The 19,803-nt window shown below is 60.2% G+C and carries 15 protein-coding genes and 2 pseudogenes; 9 read left to right on the plus strand and 8 right to left on the minus strand.

From position 1 onward, the window contains the following. Nucleotides 1-46: 46 nt before the first annotated feature. The 3 genes from JO965_RS31960 to JO965_RS31970 are packed head-to-tail and all read right to left on the minus strand — an operon-like array spanning nucleotide 47 to nucleotide 4,108. A complete protein-coding gene (locus JO965_RS31960) occupies nucleotides 47-1,756 on the minus strand; it encodes a biotin carboxylase N-terminal domain-containing protein (RefSeq protein WP_203444888.1) in 1,710 nt (569 codons plus the stop codon). Next, nucleotides 1,753-3,351, minus strand: coding sequence for an urea amidolyase family protein (locus JO965_RS31965; RefSeq protein ID WP_203444889.1), 1,599 nt, complete (start codon nucleotides 3,349-3,351; stop codon nucleotides 1,753-1,755). Before JO965_RS31965 ends, JO965_RS31960 begins: the two co-directional genes overlap by 4 nt. Further along, entirely contained in the window at nucleotides 3,344-4,108 is a 765-nt protein-coding gene (locus JO965_RS31970; RefSeq protein WP_203444890.1) for a LamB/YcsF family protein, read from the minus strand. Before JO965_RS31970 ends, JO965_RS31965 begins: the two co-directional genes overlap by 8 nt. Nucleotides 4,109-4,213: 105 nt before the next feature. On the opposite strand from JO965_RS31970, the gene JO965_RS31975 reads away from it, so the two are divergent. Continuing rightward, on the plus strand, nucleotides 4,214-4,882 hold the full coding sequence (locus tag JO965_RS31975; protein WP_203444891.1) for a GntR family transcriptional regulator: 669 nt from the start codon (nucleotides 4,214-4,216) through the stop codon (nucleotides 4,880-4,882). Nucleotides 4,883-4,952: 70 nt separating this feature from the next. On the opposite strand, the gene JO965_RS31980 is transcribed toward JO965_RS31975, so the two are convergent. Further along, a complete protein-coding gene (locus tag JO965_RS31980; protein WP_246776980.1) occupies nucleotides 4,953-5,702 on the minus strand; it encodes a GntR family transcriptional regulator in 750 nt (249 codons plus the stop codon). A gap of 347 nt (nucleotides 5,703-6,049) precedes the next feature. Between JO965_RS31980 and JO965_RS31985 the strand changes: the two genes are divergently transcribed. The 4 genes and pseudogenes from JO965_RS31985 to JO965_RS32000 form a co-directional block, all read left to right on the plus strand. Continuing rightward, nucleotides 6,050-6,955, plus strand: a complete 906-nt coding sequence (locus tag JO965_RS31985; RefSeq protein WP_246776981.1) for a transporter substrate-binding domain-containing protein — start codon at nucleotides 6,050-6,052, stop codon at nucleotides 6,953-6,955. Between the two features lie 97 nt (nucleotides 6,956-7,052). Then, entirely contained in the window at nucleotides 7,053-8,546 is a 1,494-nt protein-coding gene (locus tag JO965_RS31990) for an amino acid ABC transporter permease/ATP-binding protein (protein ID WP_203444892.1), read from the plus strand. Between the two features lie 65 nt (nucleotides 8,547-8,611). Continuing rightward, complete coding sequence (locus JO965_RS31995) at nucleotides 8,612-10,453, plus strand: CocE/NonD family hydrolase (RefSeq protein ID WP_203444893.1); 1,842 nt, start codon at nucleotides 8,612-8,614, stop codon at nucleotides 10,451-10,453. 100 nt (nucleotides 10,454-10,553) lie between these two features. Next, nucleotides 10,554-11,207: pseudogene (locus JO965_RS32000) on the plus strand (sigma 54-interacting transcriptional regulator); the annotation flags it as partial. 335 nt (nucleotides 11,208-11,542) lie between these two features. Here the strand turns inward: JO965_RS32000 and JO965_RS32005 are convergent. Continuing rightward, nucleotides 11,543-11,904 (minus strand): annotated as a pseudogene (locus JO965_RS32005) (transposase); the annotation flags it as partial. Nucleotides 11,905-12,958: 1,054 nt separating this feature from the next. Between JO965_RS32005 and JO965_RS32010 the strand changes: the two are divergent. Beyond that, entirely contained in the window at nucleotides 12,959-13,948 is a 990-nt protein-coding gene (locus tag JO965_RS32010; protein WP_203444895.1) for a carbon-nitrogen hydrolase family protein, read from the plus strand. Between the two features lie 201 nt (nucleotides 13,949-14,149). Here JO965_RS32010 and JO965_RS32015 read toward each other — a convergent pair whose 3' ends face one another. Both JO965_RS32015 and JO965_RS32020 read right to left on the minus strand, forming a co-directional pair. After that, on the minus strand, nucleotides 14,150-14,737 hold the full coding sequence (locus tag JO965_RS32015) for a glyoxalase superfamily protein (RefSeq protein ID WP_203444896.1): 588 nt from the start codon (nucleotides 14,735-14,737) through the stop codon (nucleotides 14,150-14,152). Between the two features lie 216 nt (nucleotides 14,738-14,953). Beyond that, nucleotides 14,954-15,625 carry a L,D-transpeptidase gene (locus JO965_RS32020; protein ID WP_203444897.1) on the minus strand — a complete coding sequence of 224 codons (672 nt, stop codon included), beginning with the start codon at nucleotides 15,623-15,625 and terminating at the stop codon, nucleotides 14,954-14,956. 108 nt (nucleotides 15,626-15,733) lie between these two features. Between JO965_RS32020 and JO965_RS32025 the strand changes: the two genes are divergently transcribed. Beyond that, a complete protein-coding gene (locus tag JO965_RS32025; protein WP_203444898.1) occupies nucleotides 15,734-16,642 on the plus strand; it encodes a LysR family transcriptional regulator in 909 nt (302 codons plus the stop codon). Between the two features lie 17 nt (nucleotides 16,643-16,659). Here JO965_RS32025 and JO965_RS32030 read toward each other — a convergent pair whose 3' ends face one another. Continuing rightward, the gene (locus tag JO965_RS32030; RefSeq protein WP_203444899.1) at nucleotides 16,660-18,162 is read right to left on the minus strand and encodes an MFS transporter; all 1,503 of its coding nucleotides are present in this window, start codon (nucleotides 18,160-18,162) and stop codon (nucleotides 16,660-16,662) included. 175 nt (nucleotides 18,163-18,337) lie between these two features. Here JO965_RS32030 and JO965_RS32035 point away from each other — a divergent pair, with 175 nt between their 5' ends. Next, entirely contained in the window at nucleotides 18,338-19,210 is an 873-nt protein-coding gene (locus JO965_RS32035) for a LysR family transcriptional regulator (protein ID WP_203444900.1), read from the plus strand. A 56-nt stretch (nucleotides 19,211-19,266) separates the two neighbouring features. After that, nucleotides 19,267-19,695, plus strand: a complete 429-nt coding sequence (locus tag JO965_RS32040) for a hypothetical protein (RefSeq protein WP_203444901.1) — start codon at nucleotides 19,267-19,269, stop codon at nucleotides 19,693-19,695. Nucleotides 19,696-19,803 lie beyond the last annotated feature (108 nt).

Raw genomic sequence — 19,803 nt, forward strand, 5'->3', positions numbered from 1 at the left:
AGCGTTTGTGGTCGGGATTTTTGGCCGGTTTTCTCATCCGCCCGCCTCAATCGATCAGCGCCAGCTCCGCGCCGAGGCCGACTGCGTTTCCAGGTTCGACCTTGATGTGAATGCGGCCGGCCTTTGGCGCGAGGACGCGCGTTTCCATCTTCATGGCCTCGATCAGCGCCACGGCCTCTCCCTCGGCAACATCTGTTCTGTCTTCGACCAGCCATTGCTGGAGCGTCCCGGGGATCGGGGCCGTCACCGCGCCCTCACTGGCCGGTGCGCTTGCGACGGTGGCTGGCTGCGATGCGGAAACTCCGGAGAAGAGAGCGGCGGGCAGGCTCAGCGCATGACGCTTGCCGTCGATCTCGATGAAGGTGCGCAGAAATCCCCCCTCGACAGGATCGACGCGTGGCGCCGGCTCAATGCCGCGGAAGGCCGTCTCGATCCAGTTGGTGTAGACGCCAAAGCCGTCCTCGCCGGTGAAGGCGCGCTCCTCCAGCACCGCGCGGTGGAACGGCAGCACCGAGGCGACACCCTCGATCCGGAACTCGGCCAGGGCCCGGCGGGCGCGGATCAGCGCCTCCGCGCGGGTCGCGCCGGTGACGATCAGCTTCGCCATCATCGAGTCGTAGAGGCCCGGGATCTCCGATCCGGTCTCCACCCCGGCATCGAGCCGCACGCCCGGACCCGAAGGCGGTCGGAACCGGGTGATCCGTCCGGGCGTCGGCAGGAAGCCACGGCCGGGATCCTCGGCATTGATGCGGAACTCAAAGGCATGGCCACGCGGGGCAGGCGTTTCCGTCACGGAGAGCGGCAAGCCGTCGGCGATGCGCAGCTGCTCGATGACGATGTCGACGCCGGTCGTTTCCTCCGTCACCGGATGCTCGACCTGGAGGCGGGTGTTGACCTCAAGGAACGAGATGACACCGCTGTCCGACAGCAGGAACTCCACGGTGCCGGCGCCGGTGTAGCCGGCCGCTGCGCAAATGGCGCGGGCGGCATCATGAATGCGGGCGCGCTGGTCCTCCGAAATGAAAGGAGCGGGCGCCTCCTCCACGAGCTTCTGGTTGCGGCGCTGGAGCGAGCAGTCGCGCGTGCCCAGCACGACGGTGTTGCCGTGGCGGTCGGCGATGACCTGCGCCTCGATATGGCGCGGCTTGTCGAGAAACTGTTCGGCGTAGCACTCGCCGCGGCCGAAGGCCTCGGTTGCCTCCCGCACGGCAGACTCGAAGAGCTCACCGACCTCCTCCAGCTTGCGAGCCACCTTCATGCCGCGCCCGCCACCGCCGAAAGCAGCCTTGATGGCGAGCGGCAGACCTGCCTCCTTCGCAAAGGCAACGGCGTCCGCCGCTGAGGCGAGCGGGCCATCCGATCCCTTGACCAGCGGGGCGCCGACCTGTGCCGCAATCCGGCGGGCCTCGACCTTGTCGCCGAGTGCCGTGATGACGGCCGGCGCCGGCCCGACCCAGACGAGGCCGGCGTCAATGACGGCCTGCGCGAACTCGGCGCGCTCGGACAGGAAGCCATATCCGGGATGGACGGCGTCCGCGCCAGCACGGCGGGCGATCTCGAGGATCTTCGGGATATTCAGATAGGTGTCGGCCGGGCGGCCGGGGCCGAGGCCATAGGCTTCGTCGGCCAGCTCGCCGTGAAGCGAGTGGGCATCGGCATCGGAATAGATCGCCACGGAGGCGACACCGTAGTCGCGTGCGGCACGGGCAATGCGGATGGCGATTTCGCCACGATTGGCGATGAGAAGCTTTTTCATCGGGCGAGTTCCCTGACGAGCGGGTCGAAGGCAGCGGTGGCGTTGAAGCGGATGGTCGCGCCGATCGGGATCTGGCCGGCGAGGTCGAGGTGGTGGCGCGCGACAACCGCGATCACCGGATAGCCGCCGGTCAGGGGATGATCGGCAAGAAAGAGTACCGGCTGCCCGCTGTGCGGCACCTGGATTGACCCAAGTGCGGCACCCTCGGACGGCAGCTCCGCCGTATCGCGTCGCTCCAGCGGCTCAGTACCAGAAAGGCGCATGCCAACCCGGCTCGACTCCGCCGTCACCTGCCAGTCCTGGGAAAGCAGGGTGGCGACGCCCTTGTCCGTGAACCAGTCCGTACGAGGCCCAAGCACCACATCAAGTGTCACGGGGTTCCCTGCCCTTGGCATGGTCTTGAGCACAGGCCGGAGAGGATCGACAGCGGCAGCCGGTTCGTTTGCCGGTACCAGGATGTCACCCGTCGTGATTGCCGGCGGGCCGACCTTTGCCAGGGTGTCGGTGGCCGCTGAGCCAAGGACGGGGTCGACGGCAAAACTGCCGCGCAGGGCCAGATAGCTGCGCATGCCGTCCGGTGGGAAGCCGAGCGTCAACTCGTCCCCTGTGTCGAGCGCGAAAGGCCGACCGAGAGGAGCCGGGACAATTCGGCCGTCTGCCGTGAGGATCGTAAGGGGTGCGGGCGCACCTGTGACCGCTAGCGTAACCGGCCGGTCAGCCTTCAGCGCAAAGCCGCCGAAGGTGATCTCAAGGGCTGCCGCTTCGCGTGGATTGCCAACGCAGAGGTTCGCCTCAATGAGGCTTGCGCGATCAACCGCGCCGGATTCCGAGATGCCCTGGTCAGCCCGACCGGGGCGCCCGAGATCCTGGTAGAGTGCCGGGCGGTCGGCCCGGGTGACCAGAAGGCCTGCGGCGGGAGTGACGGCTTTCGTCGTCTCCTCCGGGCTTGCCGAAACGGAGACAATGGCTCCCTTCGCCATCTCGCGGAAGCGGACGCGATCACCGGGAGCCAGGAGGGCCGCGCGGGGGCGGCTGGTGTCCCACATGGTAAGCGGTGTGTGGCCGAGAAGCTGCCAGCCGCCGGGGCTGTCGGAGGGATAGATGCCGCCGAATGGGCCAGCGAGCGCCACCGAGCCGGCTGGAATGCGCACGCGCGGGCTCTTGCGGCGCGGCACGTCGAAGGCCGGATCGTCGCAGGTCATGTAGGCGAAGCCCGGCGCAAAGCCCGTGAAGGCAACGGTATAGGTCGCCTCCGTATGGCGGCGGATCAGGTCCTCCACCGTCCAGCCGAGGATCTCGGCGACATCGCTGAGGTCCTCGCCGTCATAGACGACAGGGATCTCGAAGGTTTCTCCCTGGCGTGAGCTGTGGACCGACAGGTCGATCTTGGCGATAACCTCAACGAGATGCTCATAGCCCGTCAGCAGCGGATCGAAGCGGACCATCAGCGTGCGGGCGGCCGGCACCAGGTCGATGACGCCCGCCGGCCGGGCGGCGAGCAGGCTGTCGAGCAGGGTCAGTGTCGTGGCGAGATCCTCGAGCTCGACCAGGAAGGCGTCGGAGCCAGCGGGCAGGAAGCGCAGGCGCTCAGCCATTGGTAAAGGCCTTGAGCTCGATGCCCTGGCTGATCAGTGTGTCGCGCAGCGTGCGGGCGACAGCGACAGCCGACGGCGTGTCGCCGTGAACGCAGATCGATTGGGCCTCGAGCGCGATGTCCGTGCCATCGATGGCGGTGATGCAGCCCTCCGCGACCAGGCGCAGCATCCGCTCGGCGATTGCCTGCGGGTCGTGGATAACAGAGCCCGGCAAGCGCCGGCTGACGAGGCTGCCGTCAGCGTTGTAGGCGCGATCGGCAAAAGCCTCGCAGACGACCGTAAGTCCCGCCGCGCGAGCCTGGATGACGATCGGCGCGCCAGCGAGCGCCATCAGCACAAGTGAAGGGTCGATGGCCCTGATGCCTTCGATCACATCGGCCGCCTGGCGGGCGTCGTGCGCCATCGTGTTGTAGAGCGCGCCATGCGGCTTGACATAACGCACAGCTGTCCCGGCCGCTCTCGCGAGGCCTCGGAGCGCCCCGATCTGATAGATCGTATCCGCTACCAGCTCCGCGCTGGTCGGCTCCATGTTGCGGCGACCGAAGCCAACGAGATCGCGGTAGCCGACATGCGCGCCGACTGAGACACCCCGTTTTGCCGCTTCTTTGAGCGCGGACAGGACGCCCGCCGGATCGCCGGCATGGAACCCACAGGCGATGTTGGCACTGGTGACGATCGCGAGCATCGACATGTCGTCACCCATTGGCCAGGGGCCGAAACTTTCACCGAGATCGCTATTGAGGTCGATGCGGGCCATGGCGTAACCTGTTCAGACAATGATCTGTTTTGTTGAATATCATGAATTAGATTGTTCAACAATATGAATCTTGATCGTAGGGACCTCGAGCCTGCAGGGCCATTGATGACGAACCAAACGACTGTGGGAACCGATGACCAGTCCCTTGCGGAAGCCGTGGCCGCCACCATGCGCGAGTTGCTGATCGCGGGCGAGTTCGCGCCGGGCCAGAAGCTTTCGGAGCAGCAGGTTGCCTTCCGGTTCGGCATCTCGCGCAACACGCTGCGAGAGGTATTCCGCCTGCTGACAAGCCAAAGGCTGCTAAAGTATATTCCCAATCGTGGGGTCTTTGTCGTCGCGCCGGACGAAGCCGCGGTCATCGATATCTATCGCGTGCGCTCGGTGATTCAGAAGGGCGCTGTTCACGCCGCGAGCAGAGGGCATCCGGCCCTCGCGCGCATGCGACGGTTGGCCAAGCAGGGGAGGGAGAGAGGCTTTGTCGGAGATTGGCGGCAGGTCGGAACGATCAACATGGAATTCCACCGCGCCATGGTGGAGCTCTGCGACAGCCCGCGGCTCAGCGCCTGCTTCGACCTGGTGCTCGCCGAACTGCGGCTTGTCTTCGGGCAGCTGGAAGACACGGCTCATCTCCACGAGCCCTATATCGAGCTGAACGCATCTCTTGTGCGCGCGCTCGAGGAGGGTGCCATTCCGGCCGCAGTTGCGCAGCTGGAGGCCTATCTCCTCAAGTCGGAACGGGCGGTGCTTGCGGCACTCCAACGCAGAAGGCGATGAGTGGGCTATCGAGACGGTCGGTTCGCCCGCAGAACTGCCTCGTCAGGGATCCAGAACGACTGTCCAAGAATCACTCTTGTGTCCGCCGCCCAAGGCCTGCCGCGGCCTTCCGGGGTGCAGAGGAAGCCGGGGTTTCATCCCTGTTCGTCTCCGTATTGGTGAGAACGGGCGTGCTGCCCGGCGCAGGCGGTAAATTCTTGCTGGGGCGGGGTAAGTTCTGGGCACGGGCGGCCTCCAGCACCACACGTTCAGATTCTTGCAGATACAGCTCAAGCGCGCGGCTCGCACCGACGCGGTCGCCATCACAGAGCATTCCGCAAATCTCCACATCGCGCGCTACCCAGGGCTCCTGAAACCGGCGAGCATCTGGAGCCAGCGAGAATGCGAGACGAGCTTGTGCCGCAACGGTTGCGAAAACATCATTCAACCGCGGGCTGCCAATGAAGTTGACGATCTGGCGATGGAATTCTAGCGATGCCGTGCCACATTGTTGCCAGTCCTGATCGAGAGCCGCGCGCTGGACTGCTTCAACCCGTTCGACCAACTCTGTCATTGCTTCGGATAAAGCGTAGGCACTGCAGGTCACCCCGCGCAACTCAAGCGTCAACCGAATGGCATAGATTTCCCTGATTTCGGCGGCGTTCAATGCCCGAACAGTCGCGCCGTGATGGGCGCGATGTTCAATCAATCCTTCAGCCACCAGATCGCGGAGCGCTTCGCGTAACGTGTTCCGCGAAACGTTCAAGGCCTCGGCCCAGGATACCTCGCGAAGAGGTGTGCCCGGCGCCAGTTCACCACGAAGGATCTTGTCACGAAGCAACCCGGCTGTCGTCTGGGCCAGGACAAGGGGTCGATTAAGATTGGTCACGCTGATGTCCTTGTTCCTGTCTTTTGTTGAACAATAGCGACATGGCAAACATTAACCCATGGAGGCGCAAATTGTAGCGCATATACGTGTCCTCTCTGACCATCTTTAGCGAAAAAGCCACTCTTTAAGATCTTGAGTTGTCAATAATACGGACTCTGCACTGTCAATATGAACTCGATATCTAAACTTCTTCATCGTCCATGCGCGGCCGCTTAAAGGGATCCATTCCATATTAAGCGAAAAAAATTTATTAATATATTGAAATCGTTAGGTCATCCGCTTTCTATAAGGCGTTTTTCTTGAACGCCACGCGCCAGCTGATTTCACCAGCGAGGATAGTGACAGAGATTTCTGCATTTGTGGGGTTGCTTTCTGCAAATTGTTCAACAATTATGCGGGCAATAAGGGAGAAGCAGTCCATGAAGAAAAGTCTAGCCAGCACCATACTTCTGATTGCAGCGCTGACGGGCGCCCAGGCTGAAACGCTGCGGATCGGCGTAGACCTGACTTACCCGCCCTATAATTATCTCGATAAAGCCAATCAGCCCGCCGGCTTCGATGTCGAATTGATCAAGCTGATTGGCAAGAGAACCGGCAGCGACGTTTCTTTTCTTGATACGCGGTTCGAGAATCTCATTCTGGGCGTCTCTGGTAATCAGTTCAATGTCATCGCTTCAACACTTTACGTCACACCTACGCGCGCGAAGCAGATCGACTATGTTCCTTATATGAAAACAGGCGTTTCTATCGCCGTTTCGGCGAGCCGCGGCCAAGGGTTCGCCAAGCCGGAAGAGCTGTGCGGCAAGCGGGTGGGCTCGATCAAGGGAGCGGCATGGATTCCAGAACTTGAAAAGCTGAATCAAACGGTCTGTGCCGGCAATCCGATCGATTCACGCGAGTTCCCAACCTCTCCCGAAGTCACTCAGGCCGTAATGTCCGGTGGTGTTGATGCTCAGTTGGAGAACTCCGCAGTGCTGGCCGATGCGGCCGAAAAGCTGAAGGGCCGCTTGAAAATAACCTCAACCGAGCAGCTTTACCCTGTGATTGTCGGCTTTGGCGTGAAGAAGGGCAACGAGCCATTGGCAACCTTCCTGCGAGAAGCTCTGGCCAAGCTTGATGGTGATGCGGATTATGAAGGTCTCTTCGCCAAATACGGTGTTGCCAAATCGAGTGAAGCCGAATTCAGGGCCGCTATTGCCCAGTAATCAAGTTGCGTGCGGCAGGCTTCACCATCCGCCTGCCGGCCCTTGAGACATAATTGTGCGACGCAGGGGCGCCGCCGCTTTTGGAAACGCCCGGCCCATGAACTTCGACTGGAACTATCTCTTCAGCCTTGCGCTGTACCCTGATTTTTGGCGTGCCACGGCGCTGGTCGCCTGGCTCGGTCTTTTGACCTGGGTTATCGGAACGGCACTCGGCTTTCTTTTCGCGCTGGCGCGTCAATCCTCACTGCGTCCCCTGCGGTGGTTCGCCAAGACCTATATCTGGCTGTTCCGCAGCTTGCCATTGCTGGTGCTGCTGATTTTCGTCTACAACTTGCCGCAGTTCATGCCGTCGCTTGGGCCGGTGCTGTCTGTGCCGTTCTGGGCCGGGTTGATAGCACTCGTGATTTCAGAAACCGCCTATCTGGCCGAGATTCACCGTGCAGGTCTGATTTCGGTGGATCAAGGCCAGCATGAAGCCGCCCATGCCCTCGGCGTCCGTCCGGTCGGCAAATACAGATATATCATTCTCCCGCAGGCAGTCCGGGTTGCGTTGCCCGCGCTCGGCAACGAATTCATCACCATCGTCAAGCTGACTTCGTTGGTCTCCGTGATCTCGCTGGCTGAAATCCTGCTCGTGGGACAGCGGCTCTATACCCGGAACTTCATGGTCATCGAGACGCTCGTTGCTGTGTCGTTCTACTATGTATTTGTTGTATCGGTCTTCAGTTTCTTCTTGTCGCGCCTGGAAAGCCGTCTCGACATCACACGCATGACGGGCGCGGAAATCCGCGCACCAGCGAGCGCTTTGTCCAGCAGAACGACGAATGAGCGTTGCATCGGACAGGAGGTCATCGTAGAGCTCGACAATGTTCGCAAAAATTTCGGTGACAAACGCGCGCTGGCAGATGTGTCACTCAAAGTCTGCAAGGGCGAAGTCGTCAGCATCATCGGTCCGTCCGGCTCCGGCAAGACGACCCTGATCCGCACGATCAACGCTTTGCAGGATATCGATGCTGGGCGTATCACGCTGGATGGCGTCGACTGGATCAGGGCAGGCGACAAAGGCTACCGGGTTGCTTCCGATTTCCATGACCGCGTCACTCGCCTCGGCATGGTTTTCCAGTCATTCAATCTCTTCCCGCACATGACTGCTCTCGAAAACGTCATGTTCGGCCCGCGCTATCATGGCAACCGCGACAAGGAAGCACTGCGCACAGCAGCGATGACCCATCTGGCGCGTGTTGGCATGGCCACTCACGCAAACAAGTATCCCCACCAGCTATCTGGAGGTCAAAAGCAGCGTATCGCGATCGCACGTGCCCTTGCAATGAACCCGGAGATCATGCTGTTCGATGAACCCACATCGGCACTCGATCCAGAACTGGTCGGTGAAGTCTTGCAGGTCATCGAAAGTCTCACCCGCGACGGCATGACGATGATCATCGTCACCCATGAGATGCGCTTTGCTCGCCGCGTCAGCGACCGCGTCATCATGATGGAGAACGGACACATCGTAAATGACATGAACGCTGATGAACTGAAAGATGCGCCGGCCGACAGCCGTATCCGAAAGTTTATGTTGCAGAGTTAAGATTCAGGCGATGCCTGTTGCGTACCGCGTATGAAGTAGGAACGGGAACTGGAGGAGAAACGTCTATGAAACGTCACGTCTTAAATTGGTCGTGCGGATTAGTCTTAGCAAGCTTTGTGGTCAGTGCTGGGCAAGCTGCCACGACAGCAAAAAAATCGGATTTTTCTGAAGCTGACGTGGTGCGCGATATCGCCTATGTGCCTATGAAGGACGGAACGCGCATCGCCTATATCTCCTATCGCCCAAAAACCGGCCGCTATCCGACCGTTTTCTTCTATTCGCCATATACAGGAGGTGCGACATCTTTCGAAACCGCGAAGGAATTTCTCGACGCTGGCTACGCTTTCGTTGGCGCCAACTTTCCCGCAACGGGTTGCTCGGAAGGTGTGATCGACTATTGGGTCGATGGCTTTGACCACAAAGTGGGGCGTTATGGCGCCGAGGTGGTCGAATGGATCTCAAGGCAGCCCTGGAGCGACGAGAATGTCGGAATGATCGGTAATTCATCCGCCGGCACGCTTCAGGTCTGGGTCGCTGCCGAGCAACCTCCTCATTTGAGAGCCATCGTGGCGAGCGGCGTCGAGGATGGCTACGAGGATTGGCTCCACCTCGGCGGAATGATGCAGCTGGATTCCACGGCAGGATGGGCGCTTAACTCGGAGTTCGGCGTTCAAGTTCGAGGCGCGGAGTGGCGGATCAGCCAGGGCGACAAGGAGTGCGCCGCGATTCGTCAGAGCGACAAACGTGTCGTCAAACGTTCATTTATTGACGAGGTTCGAAAGCATCCACTGAAGGATGAATGGTGGGAATCGGCCTACCTTGCCACCGCGAAGGTCGCCGGGAAGGTCAATGTGCCCACTATGCTTATTGCCTCCTGGCAGGACACCTACGGCGGCGCCGCCAGGGAAAGCACCCGGCTATTTACTCAGCTAATACCAGACGTGAAGCACAAAAAACTTGTCCTGATGAACGGTGATCACGGTATCGCCGGCCCCGGGCCGCGAGGCTATAGCCTTGTCGACTCTGAGCGGATGAAGTTCTTAGACCGTTGGGTGAAGGGCGTTGAGAACGGCGTAGACAACGAATTGCCGGTGACCGTATTTTGGGACGTTCGGGAGCCCAACGGAGATGCTAAGAAATCGGTTGCCGGTTGGGTTACACATCACAAGACCTGGCCAGAACCGACGGTCGAGCGTCGTCCCTACTATCTCACGGCCGATGCCAAGATCTCGCCTGACAAACCGGCAGATCGCCCGACGGAAGGACCGCGCGCCTACATCTACCCGACGGGAGCGGAACTCTACGGGAGCAATCAGCAATTCGCGATCCAGCCATACTCCAAAGGGGTGTTGAATTACCGAACGGCCCCGGCTGCCTCGGACATGGTGTTGCTTGGAAACCCGGAAGTCACGCTCTATCTCAGTATCGACCACGGAGATGACGCCGACCTCGAACTAACATTGAAGGACGTCGATCCTGACGGCAATGTCCTCTTCCTCCAATCGGGCCTGCTGCGCACTTCGCTTCGCGCGGTCGACGAAGCGCGGTCACATGCGGACGAAGTCGTTCCCTTATTTCGGAAATTTGAGAAACTCGTACCAGGTAACATCTACGAGGTAAGGATGTCGTTGCTGTCACCGATCGCTCACGTTGTCCGGCAAGGGCACAGCATCGAGCTAACCATCGGTGCCCCCAATCCTATTCCGCACCCCAATATCGGCAGCATTCCTGCCGGTAGCCCGTCTATCAACAGGGTCTATCACTCGGAGAAGTATCCTTCGAAAATTCTCCTTCCCGTAATCCCCGGAGCCGTGGCCCAAGCGCCCGCTCCCGAATGCGGCACGCTGCGAGCTCAGCCTTGTCGAAAGGTGACTGAATTCGTTCCCGGGGGACTGCCAATTCAGTGATTTTCAACACAGGCGCTACGATTCTAGCTCCGCCCATCGCATGCGAAACTTGGATGCCGGCTTCCGCTTCTATGTGCGGAAGCCGTACTATCCTGATAAAAGTGGCGGCACGGTGTTTCTCGACGAGATCGAGAGCATGCCGCTTTCGGCCCAGGTGAAGCTCCTGCGCGTGCTCGAGAAGCGCGAGATCACCCCGCTCGGCAGCAACGAGGTGCGCCCGCTCGACCTGCGCGTGGTCGCCGCCGCCAAGGTCGATCTTGGCGATCCGGCGGCGCGCGGCGAGTTCCGCGAGGATCTGTTCTACCGCCTCCATGTGGTGACGGTAGCGATTCCGCCACTCCGCGAGCGCCGCGAGGACATTCCGCTGCTCTTTGCTTATTTCCTGAGCCGCGCCGCCAAGCGCTTCCACATCGAGCCGCCGCCTGTGGCCGCTGAAACGCGGCGCTATCTTCTTGCGCATGACTGGCCCGGGAACGTACGCGAGCTTGTCCATTTCGCCGAACGCTTCGTGCTCGGCCTGATCGAAAGCCCCGGCCCCACCACATCCGGCGAGGCCATGGCAGATGGTGGCGCGGGGCTTTCCCTGCCGCGGCGCATGGAGCTTTACGAGGCCGAGCAGATCCGCCAGACGCTTGCGGCCCATGCTGGCGACGTCAAGGCCACGATCGAAGCGCTCGGCATCCCGCGCAAGACCTTCTACGACAAGCTGCAACGCCACGGCATCGTCCGCACCGGCTATGCGAAAGGCTCCTAAGTGTTCAGATGGGGTTGTCTAATCGCAGCCCCTTGATCAAGTCCTTTATCGAAATTGCTCGACGATGCCATTGCCGATCGGTCGACGGATCACGAACAGATGGTATTGCGACGCGCTGCTTGTTCTTCTTGGCGCCAGTGATGGTTGCTTGCCGGGGGCACGGTTGTCTTCGCGGTCGACACCAGTTCGCCGCATGATGGTCTTCGCAGGTGGAGGCCTTCCAATGTATTCGACGCAGTCTGCGGGTCGATCACGCGCACCTGCAGTCCCATCAGCGGAAGATCGTGCCCCGTGGCGTGGTGTAAGAGCGCCAGTCTTCGGCTGAGCCGAGTTGCTCAGGCGGTCATGGCCGACAGCCTGCGAACGGGATCATCGCTCAGCAGGCTCCGACTTTCCAGCGACATGTAGCGCCGGCTCACCGCCCACTCGTCATTCTGCTCCAGCATCAGCGCTCCCACGAGCCGGATCACTGCCCGGTCATTGGGGAAGATCCCCACCACATCCGCACGCCGCTTGATCTCGCCGTCTGCGGCCAGTGTTCGCGCGGAAAGCTCATGGAGACCAGCACCTCCTCACGCGAGCGGTCCATCAGCTCGGTGAGCTTGGGACTGCGCTCGCGCAGGGCATCGGCCATCGAAGTCCATTGCTCTCTGGCCGTTTCAGCATTCTCCTGGGCAAAGATCGTCTTGAGCATCGCTTTACGCTCTCGCCTTGTTCCAGAGTGGCGCTGAGCGTCTCCAGGACCTGATCCACCAGGTCTGACGCGTGCTCGCGTGTGACGTAAACCTGTTGTTCTCAGTCAGATCTGCGCGCGTGATACTCTTGCGGGCCATCAGGAAAGTCTCACTGAAAGAAAGGGGCTGCTGTTGCCAGCAGCCTGAGTTGGGGAGGAACGACTTTCCTCAGAGGAGCGGTACCGCAGGGCAACTGCGAACCGCGCAATGAAATTATCATTATGGGGTGTGTTTTGAAGTCTAATTACGTATATGTAATCGTTTGCGAAACTTTCGTAATGCGTTTTCGTATGAGCTGTGGCCAGGAAGCCACAGATCCAGGGCGTCGATGCGGCTACCACGGTGCGGCTTGCGCTGGAGCGGCTCCAGTGGCTTAAGCAATCGAGATCCTGAACCCGGCCAGGTCCACAGACGGGAGGGTTTTCGGATCAGGGACTTGGCCGGAAGTTCGGCTGGGCAGCCGCCATGTACGAATGATCCTGCCTCGTTGAAGCATCAGTGAATGCAGCGGCGTGGCTCCCCCACCCATCTTGTCGCGTGTTCCGGCTCCATCACGCTTGGATGGAGTCATGCAGGCGCTCTGCCATAAGGCCAGAGGCTGGGTGCAATCCGGAGCCAGTGAGATCGAAAATTCGGTCTGGCCTGATCGCGTCGCCCCGTTCGACAATCCTTTCGGCTCTTCCTGGCGGCGTGCGATGACGAAAGAGGAAGTCTCGTATGATGAACCTGCGCCCAGGCTGGCCGCCAAAGTTGCCGCGCATCGGCGTAATCGATGAATGCCGCGTGCCGGTAATAAACGGGCGCGTTGCAGGATTGGGCGTTTTGCGACAGCTTGACGAATCGATACGGGACCGACATCGTCAAACGGGCGTGACCTGCGCCTAACCTCCTCGGACCTTCCCCAGCATGGTCCTCAACGGAGGCAAAGGGACTTCCGTCTCGGGTCGCTGTCTTGGTCCGATCGTTTCGGGCGTGGTTGCTGGGGAACGTGCGTCCGGGACATGAAAGACCTGACAAATGACGCAAAACGGAAATCTCAAACGCCGTGTCCGTGCTCGCGCGGCCAAAACCGGCGAGTCTTACACCGCAGCTCTCCACCATATTCGCCAGCCGCCGGACGAGTCTGCGGCCCGTTCAATACGGATGGCTGTCGCGCAAACATCGCTATTCAATGATCCCCGTGATCGTTCGGCGCTTCATGCCAGCGGAAAAGAATTGCGCCGCCTCATGCGTGACGCCCACAAAGCCGGCGCTCGCCTTTTACATTTCCCGGAAGGAACAACCTGCTGGCCACATAAACGAATCATGTCCGAAATCGGGCCTAGAGAAATCGGGCCTTCCGACTGGACGCGCTTCGAATGGGGTGCTTTGCGCGAGGAACTGGAAGCGACCACAAGACTTGCGAGTGAGCTTAAGCTTTGGACGATCTTCGGTTCCGTCCATCAGCTCACCTCGCCGCACCGGCCGCATAACAGCCTTTACGTGGTATCCGATCGTGGAGAGCTGGTGACGCGCTATGATGAGCGCCTGTTATCGAACACGAAAGTCTCGTTCATGTACTCGCCGGGGAAGATTCCTGTGACCTTTGAGGTGGATGGCCTTCGTTTCGGCTGCGCGATCGGCATGGAGGCGCACTATCCGGAAGTATTCATCGAATACGAGAAGCTTAATGTCGATTGTGTCCTGTTCTCGACAGCTGGAGATAGCCCGTCTAATGCTCCGGCATTTGCCGCCGAGGTGTTGGGGCATGCCGCAAGCAATACTTATTGGGTCAGCTATTCCACCCTTGCACCCCAGAGCACGGCCGTTCCGTCGGGGATCGCCGCGCCAGATGGTCATTGGGCCGTGCAGTGCCCTGCGAACGGGTTACCCGCTATCGCTGTCGCGGACATCAGAACTAATCCAGAGGATCCTGCGCGGCCGTGGCGGCGAAAGGCCCGTAGCGATCTTTATATCGCTCATCAAATAAACAGCGATCCGAGGAGCGACGGCCGCGACCTGTTCTGACAAATAAAGTGTTCAGCGGGGCGGTTTGCCCCGCTGGCAGCCCGGCGCGGCAGGAACAGATTGCATGTCTTTGTCCCGAAAATCCTACGTTTCGCGACCAAATCGGCGGCGCTGAACAATGAGGGAGCTTTCTATCGCAAAACTCGGGCGCAAAAGACAGAATTTCGTGACCGAGTTTTGCGACAAGGACTGGCCGTGTTGTTATGCGGCCTGCCGATTCATGGCCACGTCCCTCTCATGCAGGGCCCATACGTGCCCGAAAGGATCGAAGAACGCAGCGACGCGATGACCGTCATCGGCAACTTCAAGCCTATTGCGAATGGTGGCTCCGGCAGCAACAGCCGTCTTTAACACAGCGGCCGCATCCCGCACCTCCAGGCGGAAAATCGTGCTTCCTGAACCGTTTTCCTTCAGAAAGAAGGGACCGCCGCGTGATGGCTCAGCTTCGCGATGAGGGTTAGAGCCACAAATCGAGATCGTCCGATCACCAAGCTGCATGTCCACTGCCATCAGCTCACCCTCGTGAAGATGATGGGCTTTTGTCTGCACCGCGCCAAGTGCGGCTTCGTAAAACAAGGCGGCTTCCCGCTCGCGACCGTGCTTGACGAAAATTGTGAACGACAGCGACATCGCATTGTCGAACGCTGCCTTCAGAATATTCCAATCAGAAAAGCCGAACTGGCGAGCGACGATCTCAAGGCACGCACTGTGCGGCAATTCTATCTGATGTTGGGCCAAAGCTTTCCGCAACGCTTTGGCCATAGATTTCGAGCGAGCGAGAGCATCCATGGTTCAATCCCTTTCCGGGGCGTGATCAATGTCAGTGCTCGCGTTGCTGACGGCCGCCCACAAGGGTCAAACCATGACGGTTGTGCATTCACCATTCCCCGAGGAGCGAGCGGCGGGCTGCACGGCCCTGCCTGAATGATAGGCGGTTCATACCAGAGGTCAACGATCGCGCTGCGCTTATCGCGACACTAAGGGAATTCGAGACGTTCGTTAGCGTCACGCCGATGCCGCGCTGGCGGGCAAGACGACGACCTTGGTTCCCACCGGGGCCCGCCGATACAGGTCCATAATGTCCTGATTCAGCAATCGGATGCAGCCGGACGACACCATCGTCCCGATCGTCCACGGCTCAACCGTGCCATGGAGCCGATAATAGGTATCCTGATTGTTCCTGTAGAGATACAGGGCCCGGGGTCCGAGGGGATTTCCAGCTCCGCCGGGCAGACCATCTTTCAAGGGGCCATAGCGCTCCGGTTCTCGTGCGATCATGTCAGGCGTGGGGCGCCAACCCGGCCATTCGGCCTTGCGGGCAATCGTCGCCTCGCCTTGGAAGTTGAACGCCTCCTGCTTGCCAACTCCGATGCCATAACGGAGCGCACGGCCGTTCTCCATCACAAGATAGGCGTATCGAGCGGCCAGATCGACAACGATCGTCCCGGGCTTCTTGTCCGTCTGGTGGGCCACTTCTCGGCGCAAGAATTGCGGTTTGACACGCTCTAGATCGATAGCCGGAACCGGGAAGGGCTCGGTGTCTATAGCGGCATACATGGAGAGATAGGAGGGATCGGCCTGGGGGGTGAGAACCGCGCGCTTGGCCTGTTGCTGAGTTGCGCACCCGGCCAGTGCCAAAGGCGCGCCGATCAGAAATTGTCGTCTCTGCAATGCCATCCTCTGCCATCCCTCGCATGATCATTCGATGCTGCGAGAATGAGCACGGTGGCAGATCCTATGTCCATGTGTTATGGCGTTATGGGATGCATAACCGATAGGAACAACATGGACATTGCCGTCGCCCTGCGGGCCTTCGTCAGAACCGTCGAACGCGGCTCCGTGACGGCGGCCGCCAGAGACCTTGCGGTTTCTCAGCCGGCCGTCACCAAACACCTGCGCAATCTGGAACGGCACGTCGGAGCGCGGTTGATCGAGCGTTCCCCCAAGGCGGCGCGTCCGACCGCGCAGGGCCAAGCTCTCTACGAAGCAAGCCGCGCAGCTCTGGCGACGATCGATGCGGCGCTGGAAGGTGTGCGCCGTGATATGGGCGAGATCGAGGGGCAGCTTCGCCTTCATGCTCCCTCTTGTATCGGCTCAAAGCATCTGCATCCCATCGTCATGGAGTTTCAGCGGCTCCATCCGGCCGTGACGGTCGATCTGGTTCTGGAAAACCGCGAGATCGATCTGATCTACGAGAACTTCGACCTCGCCATCAAGTACGGCCGGCCAGCCGATCAGGATTTGATCATCCGGCGTCTCGGCGTGATCCGGCGCATTCTGGTCGCCTCGCCCGAGCTCCTGAAAAAGACCGGACCAATAGACACGTTGCAACGCCTCTCGGAAATCAGCGTCATCACGAGCGCTGCGGGGCTGGCCCCACGCGATACCTTGGGCCTTCAGGGGAAGGAAGGCACAGTGGACATTCCTGTCCGGCCGACGATTCGCACCAACTCTGCGGATGTCATTGCGTCCACCCTGTTGCATGGCCATGCCGCCGGTCCGGTCCAACAGCTCTTGGTCAACGACGAACTCGCCTCAGGAACACTGGTCCGCATCCTGCCGGAATATGAGATCAAACCCACGGAAGCTTATTTCGCGTATCCCTCGGTGCGCTTCATGAGGCCTGCCGTGCGAGCCTTTACAGATTTCGCTATTCCAGCCCTCCGGACAATCAAAGGACTCGACGCGGGTTAGCCTTGCAACAAACTTGTTCAGGGCGCTGGGGCGAGTGTCCGTCGGCCGAGGATGAGGAAACTCAGTGCCGAAAGCGCCCACGCCCACCACAGACTGTAGAGCATCACCCCGCTGAAGCCGTGAATCAGCGCCTGCTGCGCCACGTGTGGCGGGATCCCGGCTGTCTCAGCCACGCGCAGATTTCCGGCTGCAATCGCCTCGGCAAGCGTCTGCCCGACATCGCTATGAGACGAAATCTGCTCAATCCCAGACCGAATGCCCTGGAGCAGGATGAAGCCCATCAGCGCGATGTTAATCGCGAGCGCGGTCATACGCACACTCATGTCCATACCCGACGCCATGCCAGCCCGCTCAGCGGGGACGGATGCTGTCGCGGTATTGGCCACCGGCGTGTTCATCAGACCGACTCCCGCGCCCGCGAGAGCGCAGCCCGGCAGCACCATCATCCCGCTTGCCGGACCTCCGATCACGGTGAACCACATGAGGATGAAGCCCGCACCGATGGCGAAAAGGCCGAGAGAAATCACAATCCGCGGGCCTCGGTCCAGAAGCAGTCTCTCGCCAAACGGAGCTGCGATCAGCGTTGGCAACGTATAGGCAAGCAGGGCAAGCCCCGAGGTGACACTGTCATAATTGAGGCCCGCCTGAAAATAGATCGGCAGATAGATCACGAACGGCCAAAAGCTGAAATTCATGCCAGCAGCCCCAAGAAGCGCACCCGAGAAATTCGGGCTGCGGAAGGCACCGAAATCGAACATCGGCCGCGCCACTGTCATCTCTACGATGATGAAGGCGAGGAAGCTGACCGCGCCAAGGTTCGCAACGCTGCTCCCAACAGGTTCGCCGAAATGAAGCACTTGCCCGCGTGTAATCAGATAGACGAGGCAGAACACAGCCAGCGACAGAGTGACGATCCCGGCAAGATCGATGCGGACGGCGTGGGGATCTGAGGACTCGGTGACACAGACCTGAGCGAGAACGAGCGTGATCACCGCCACCCCGACATGGACCAGAAACACCCATTCCCAGCTAAAGAGCGCCACGGTCAGCCCACCGATCAGCGGGCCGAACCCCAAGCCACTACCGAAGACAATCCCCCACCAGCTGAAGGCCATCCCACGATCCCGCCCGTCACGGAACTGCTGAGAGAGGACAGCGATTTGACAGGCGGCCATTGCGGCTCCGCCAATGCCCTGAACAAACCGCGCGGCGATCAGGAGCGGTGCATTGGGTGCTAATCCGCATGCCAGTGACGCGCCCCCGAAAACGACAACGCCCGCCATGAAGATGCGCTTGCGTCCGAAACAATCCGCCAAGGCACCTGAGGCCATGAGGCATGCGGTCATCGCGATCGTGTAGGCATTCATGATCCACTGGAGCTGCTGAAAATCAGCGGGAAGGACCTGCTCCAAGGTCGGCAGGATGGCGGGAATGCTGGAAATTTCCAATCCGACCATCAGCGCGGACAGACAGACGACGGCGAGCGCCATCGTGTTGCGCGTGGATATATTCGTGTTCATCGCTTCGCCTTGCTTTGCCTTCCGCAAAGTGCGCTGAACGTCCTCGACGCGCTCATTCTGCGAGCGGCCACCTTTGCATGAGCCGTGATTCTTGAACGGGAGGATGCCGTCCCGTTGAAGATAAAACAATTATATGGCAGGCTATTTCAGTGATAACAATTTCGAATGAATAGCCATGACGACGCTTGAGGCTGAAAGCGTCCGCGCCTTCCTGCTGGTCGCCGATCATCGCAGCTTCACCCGCGCTGCCGAAGCGCTTGGCACGACACAGGCGGCGGTTAGTGTGAAGCTGAAGAGGCTTGAGGCGCGTATCGGCCACAAATTGATCGAGCGCACGCCCCGGCTGGTCCGTCTTTCCGCTCAGGGCGAGTTGTTTCTGCCTGCCGCGCGTGACTTTCTCGCTGCGCATGAGCGGGCACTTGCAAGCCTGTCCGCAGCCCGTCGACATTTTCGGCTTGGCATCGCCAGCCATGTCATGGGCCCGGAAGTCCCGACGCTGCTGGCGCGGCTGCGATCGCTCGATCCGGCGCTGACGATAGAAGTGCTGCTCGATACCTCACGTGCACTCCTCGAATCCTTCGAGCATGGCCGACTGGATGTCATCATCATCCGAAGCGACGAGGATCGGCGCGCCGGCGAAATTCTCGGACCAGAGCATTTCGGCTGGTTTGCCTCGCCGGATTTCGTACACCGCCCAGGCGAGCCACTGCCAATGGCAGGACTGTCCCCCTGCGGCATGATTTGTAACTTGGCAAGCCCACTGCTCACTCGCGCCGGGATCCTGTGGGCCGAGGTCTTCATCGGGGACACGGCTGCTATCGCCGCTGCGCTTTCTGCGGGCTTGGTGGTTGCTCCCTTTCCCCGCCGGCTCGCTCCTGTCGATGTGGTTGATGTCGGGGACGCCCTTGGGTTGCCACCGCTTCCGTCTTTATCGCTCGTGCTGCATTCGTCCCTCTCTGATCCAAGGACAAAGGAGACCTTGCGTGCGATCACGGCCGCGTTCCGCGAGCATCGCAGGCCGAGCACTGGTCCGATCCGTGCTGTTTAGACGGAATCCAAGATCGGCTCGCATGCACGGTCCTAGCGGAGGTCATAGAGGTGGCGATGAACGCCTTGGAAAAGGAATGTTGGGCCGGGTTGATCATCGCCGCGCCGATCGGCCTCACCCTCTTCTCCAAAATCCGTTTGATGGGCGTACCCGGCGCAATCGCTCCGCCCGTTGGATCAATTCATGCCCGACCGAACAGATTCGTCGACTCTCTGAAGATTAGTGACGCGCTTCGCGCCACCATAGCAGATGAAGCTTTGCGGCAGCTCCCGGAATGTGCGGCAGCCGACCCGTTCCTCAGCAGCAATTCTGTTCTCACGGTGCCCGATTGTTCAAAGATCACAACACTTGTCTTGCTGGATACGAAGCTCGGAGGAGAACGAGGCGTATTGAGCCGACGGAAGAGCCAGCGCAGTCTCTTGCAGTCTGCGAAAGTCAGGAATTTCCCGTCATATTTCCTGATCTGGAGATCGTTCCAACGGTAGAACCAACCGTCCACGCTTGCGCCGGTTGCTGCGAAGCGAAAATGCTTGGGGAGCAGGTGGGTGCGGTGAAGGCCGATGTTTTCGAGCCTCGTTCGACGGGCTGCGTGC

Origin of the sequence: Microvirga sp. VF16 (assembly GCF_016864375.1) — a bacterium.
In the GTDB taxonomy this organism is placed as follows: domain Bacteria; phylum Pseudomonadota; class Alphaproteobacteria; order Rhizobiales; family Beijerinckiaceae; genus Microvirga.

What these genes read in the sequence shown, in the direction of transcription:
- JO965_RS32020 (WP_203444897.1), bottom strand. Translation starts at nt 15,625, where the DNA reads ATGGCATTGCAGAGACGACAATTTCTGATCGGCGCGCCTTTGGCACTG.
- JO965_RS31960 (WP_203444888.1), bottom strand. Translation starts at nt 1,756, where the DNA reads ATGAAAAAGCTTCTCATCGCCAATCGTGGCGAAATCGCCATCCGCATT.
- JO965_RS31995 (WP_203444893.1), top strand. Translation starts at nt 8,612, where the DNA reads ATGAAACGTCACGTCTTAAATTGGTCGTGCGGATTAGTCTTAGCAAGC.
- JO965_RS31975 (WP_203444891.1), top strand. Translation starts at nt 4,214, where the DNA reads ATGACGAACCAAACGACTGTGGGAACCGATGACCAGTCCCTTGCGGAA.
- JO965_RS32010 (WP_203444895.1), top strand. Translation starts at nt 12,959, where the DNA reads ATGACGCAAAACGGAAATCTCAAACGCCGTGTCCGTGCTCGCGCGGCC.
- JO965_RS31970 (WP_203444890.1), bottom strand. Translation starts at nt 4,108, where the DNA reads ATGGCCCGCATCGACCTCAATAGCGATCTCGGTGAAAGTTTCGGCCCC.
- JO965_RS31990 (WP_203444892.1), top strand. Translation starts at nt 7,053, where the DNA reads ATGAACTTCGACTGGAACTATCTCTTCAGCCTTGCGCTGTACCCTGAT.
- JO965_RS32025 (WP_203444898.1), top strand. Translation starts at nt 15,734, where the DNA reads ATGGACATTGCCGTCGCCCTGCGGGCCTTCGTCAGAACCGTCGAACGC.
- JO965_RS32015 (WP_203444896.1), bottom strand. Translation starts at nt 14,737, where the DNA reads ATGGATGCTCTCGCTCGCTCGAAATCTATGGCCAAAGCGTTGCGGAAA.
- JO965_RS32030 (WP_203444899.1), bottom strand. Translation starts at nt 18,162, where the DNA reads ATGAACACGAATATATCCACGCGCAACACGATGGCGCTCGCCGTCGTC.
- JO965_RS32035 (WP_203444900.1), top strand. Translation starts at nt 18,338, where the DNA reads ATGACGACGCTTGAGGCTGAAAGCGTCCGCGCCTTCCTGCTGGTCGCC.
- JO965_RS31965 (WP_203444889.1), bottom strand. Translation starts at nt 3,351, where the DNA reads ATGGCTGAGCGCCTGCGCTTCCTGCCCGCTGGCTCCGACGCCTTCCTG.
- JO965_RS32040 (WP_203444901.1), top strand. Translation starts at nt 19,267, where the DNA reads ATGAACGCCTTGGAAAAGGAATGTTGGGCCGGGTTGATCATCGCCGCG.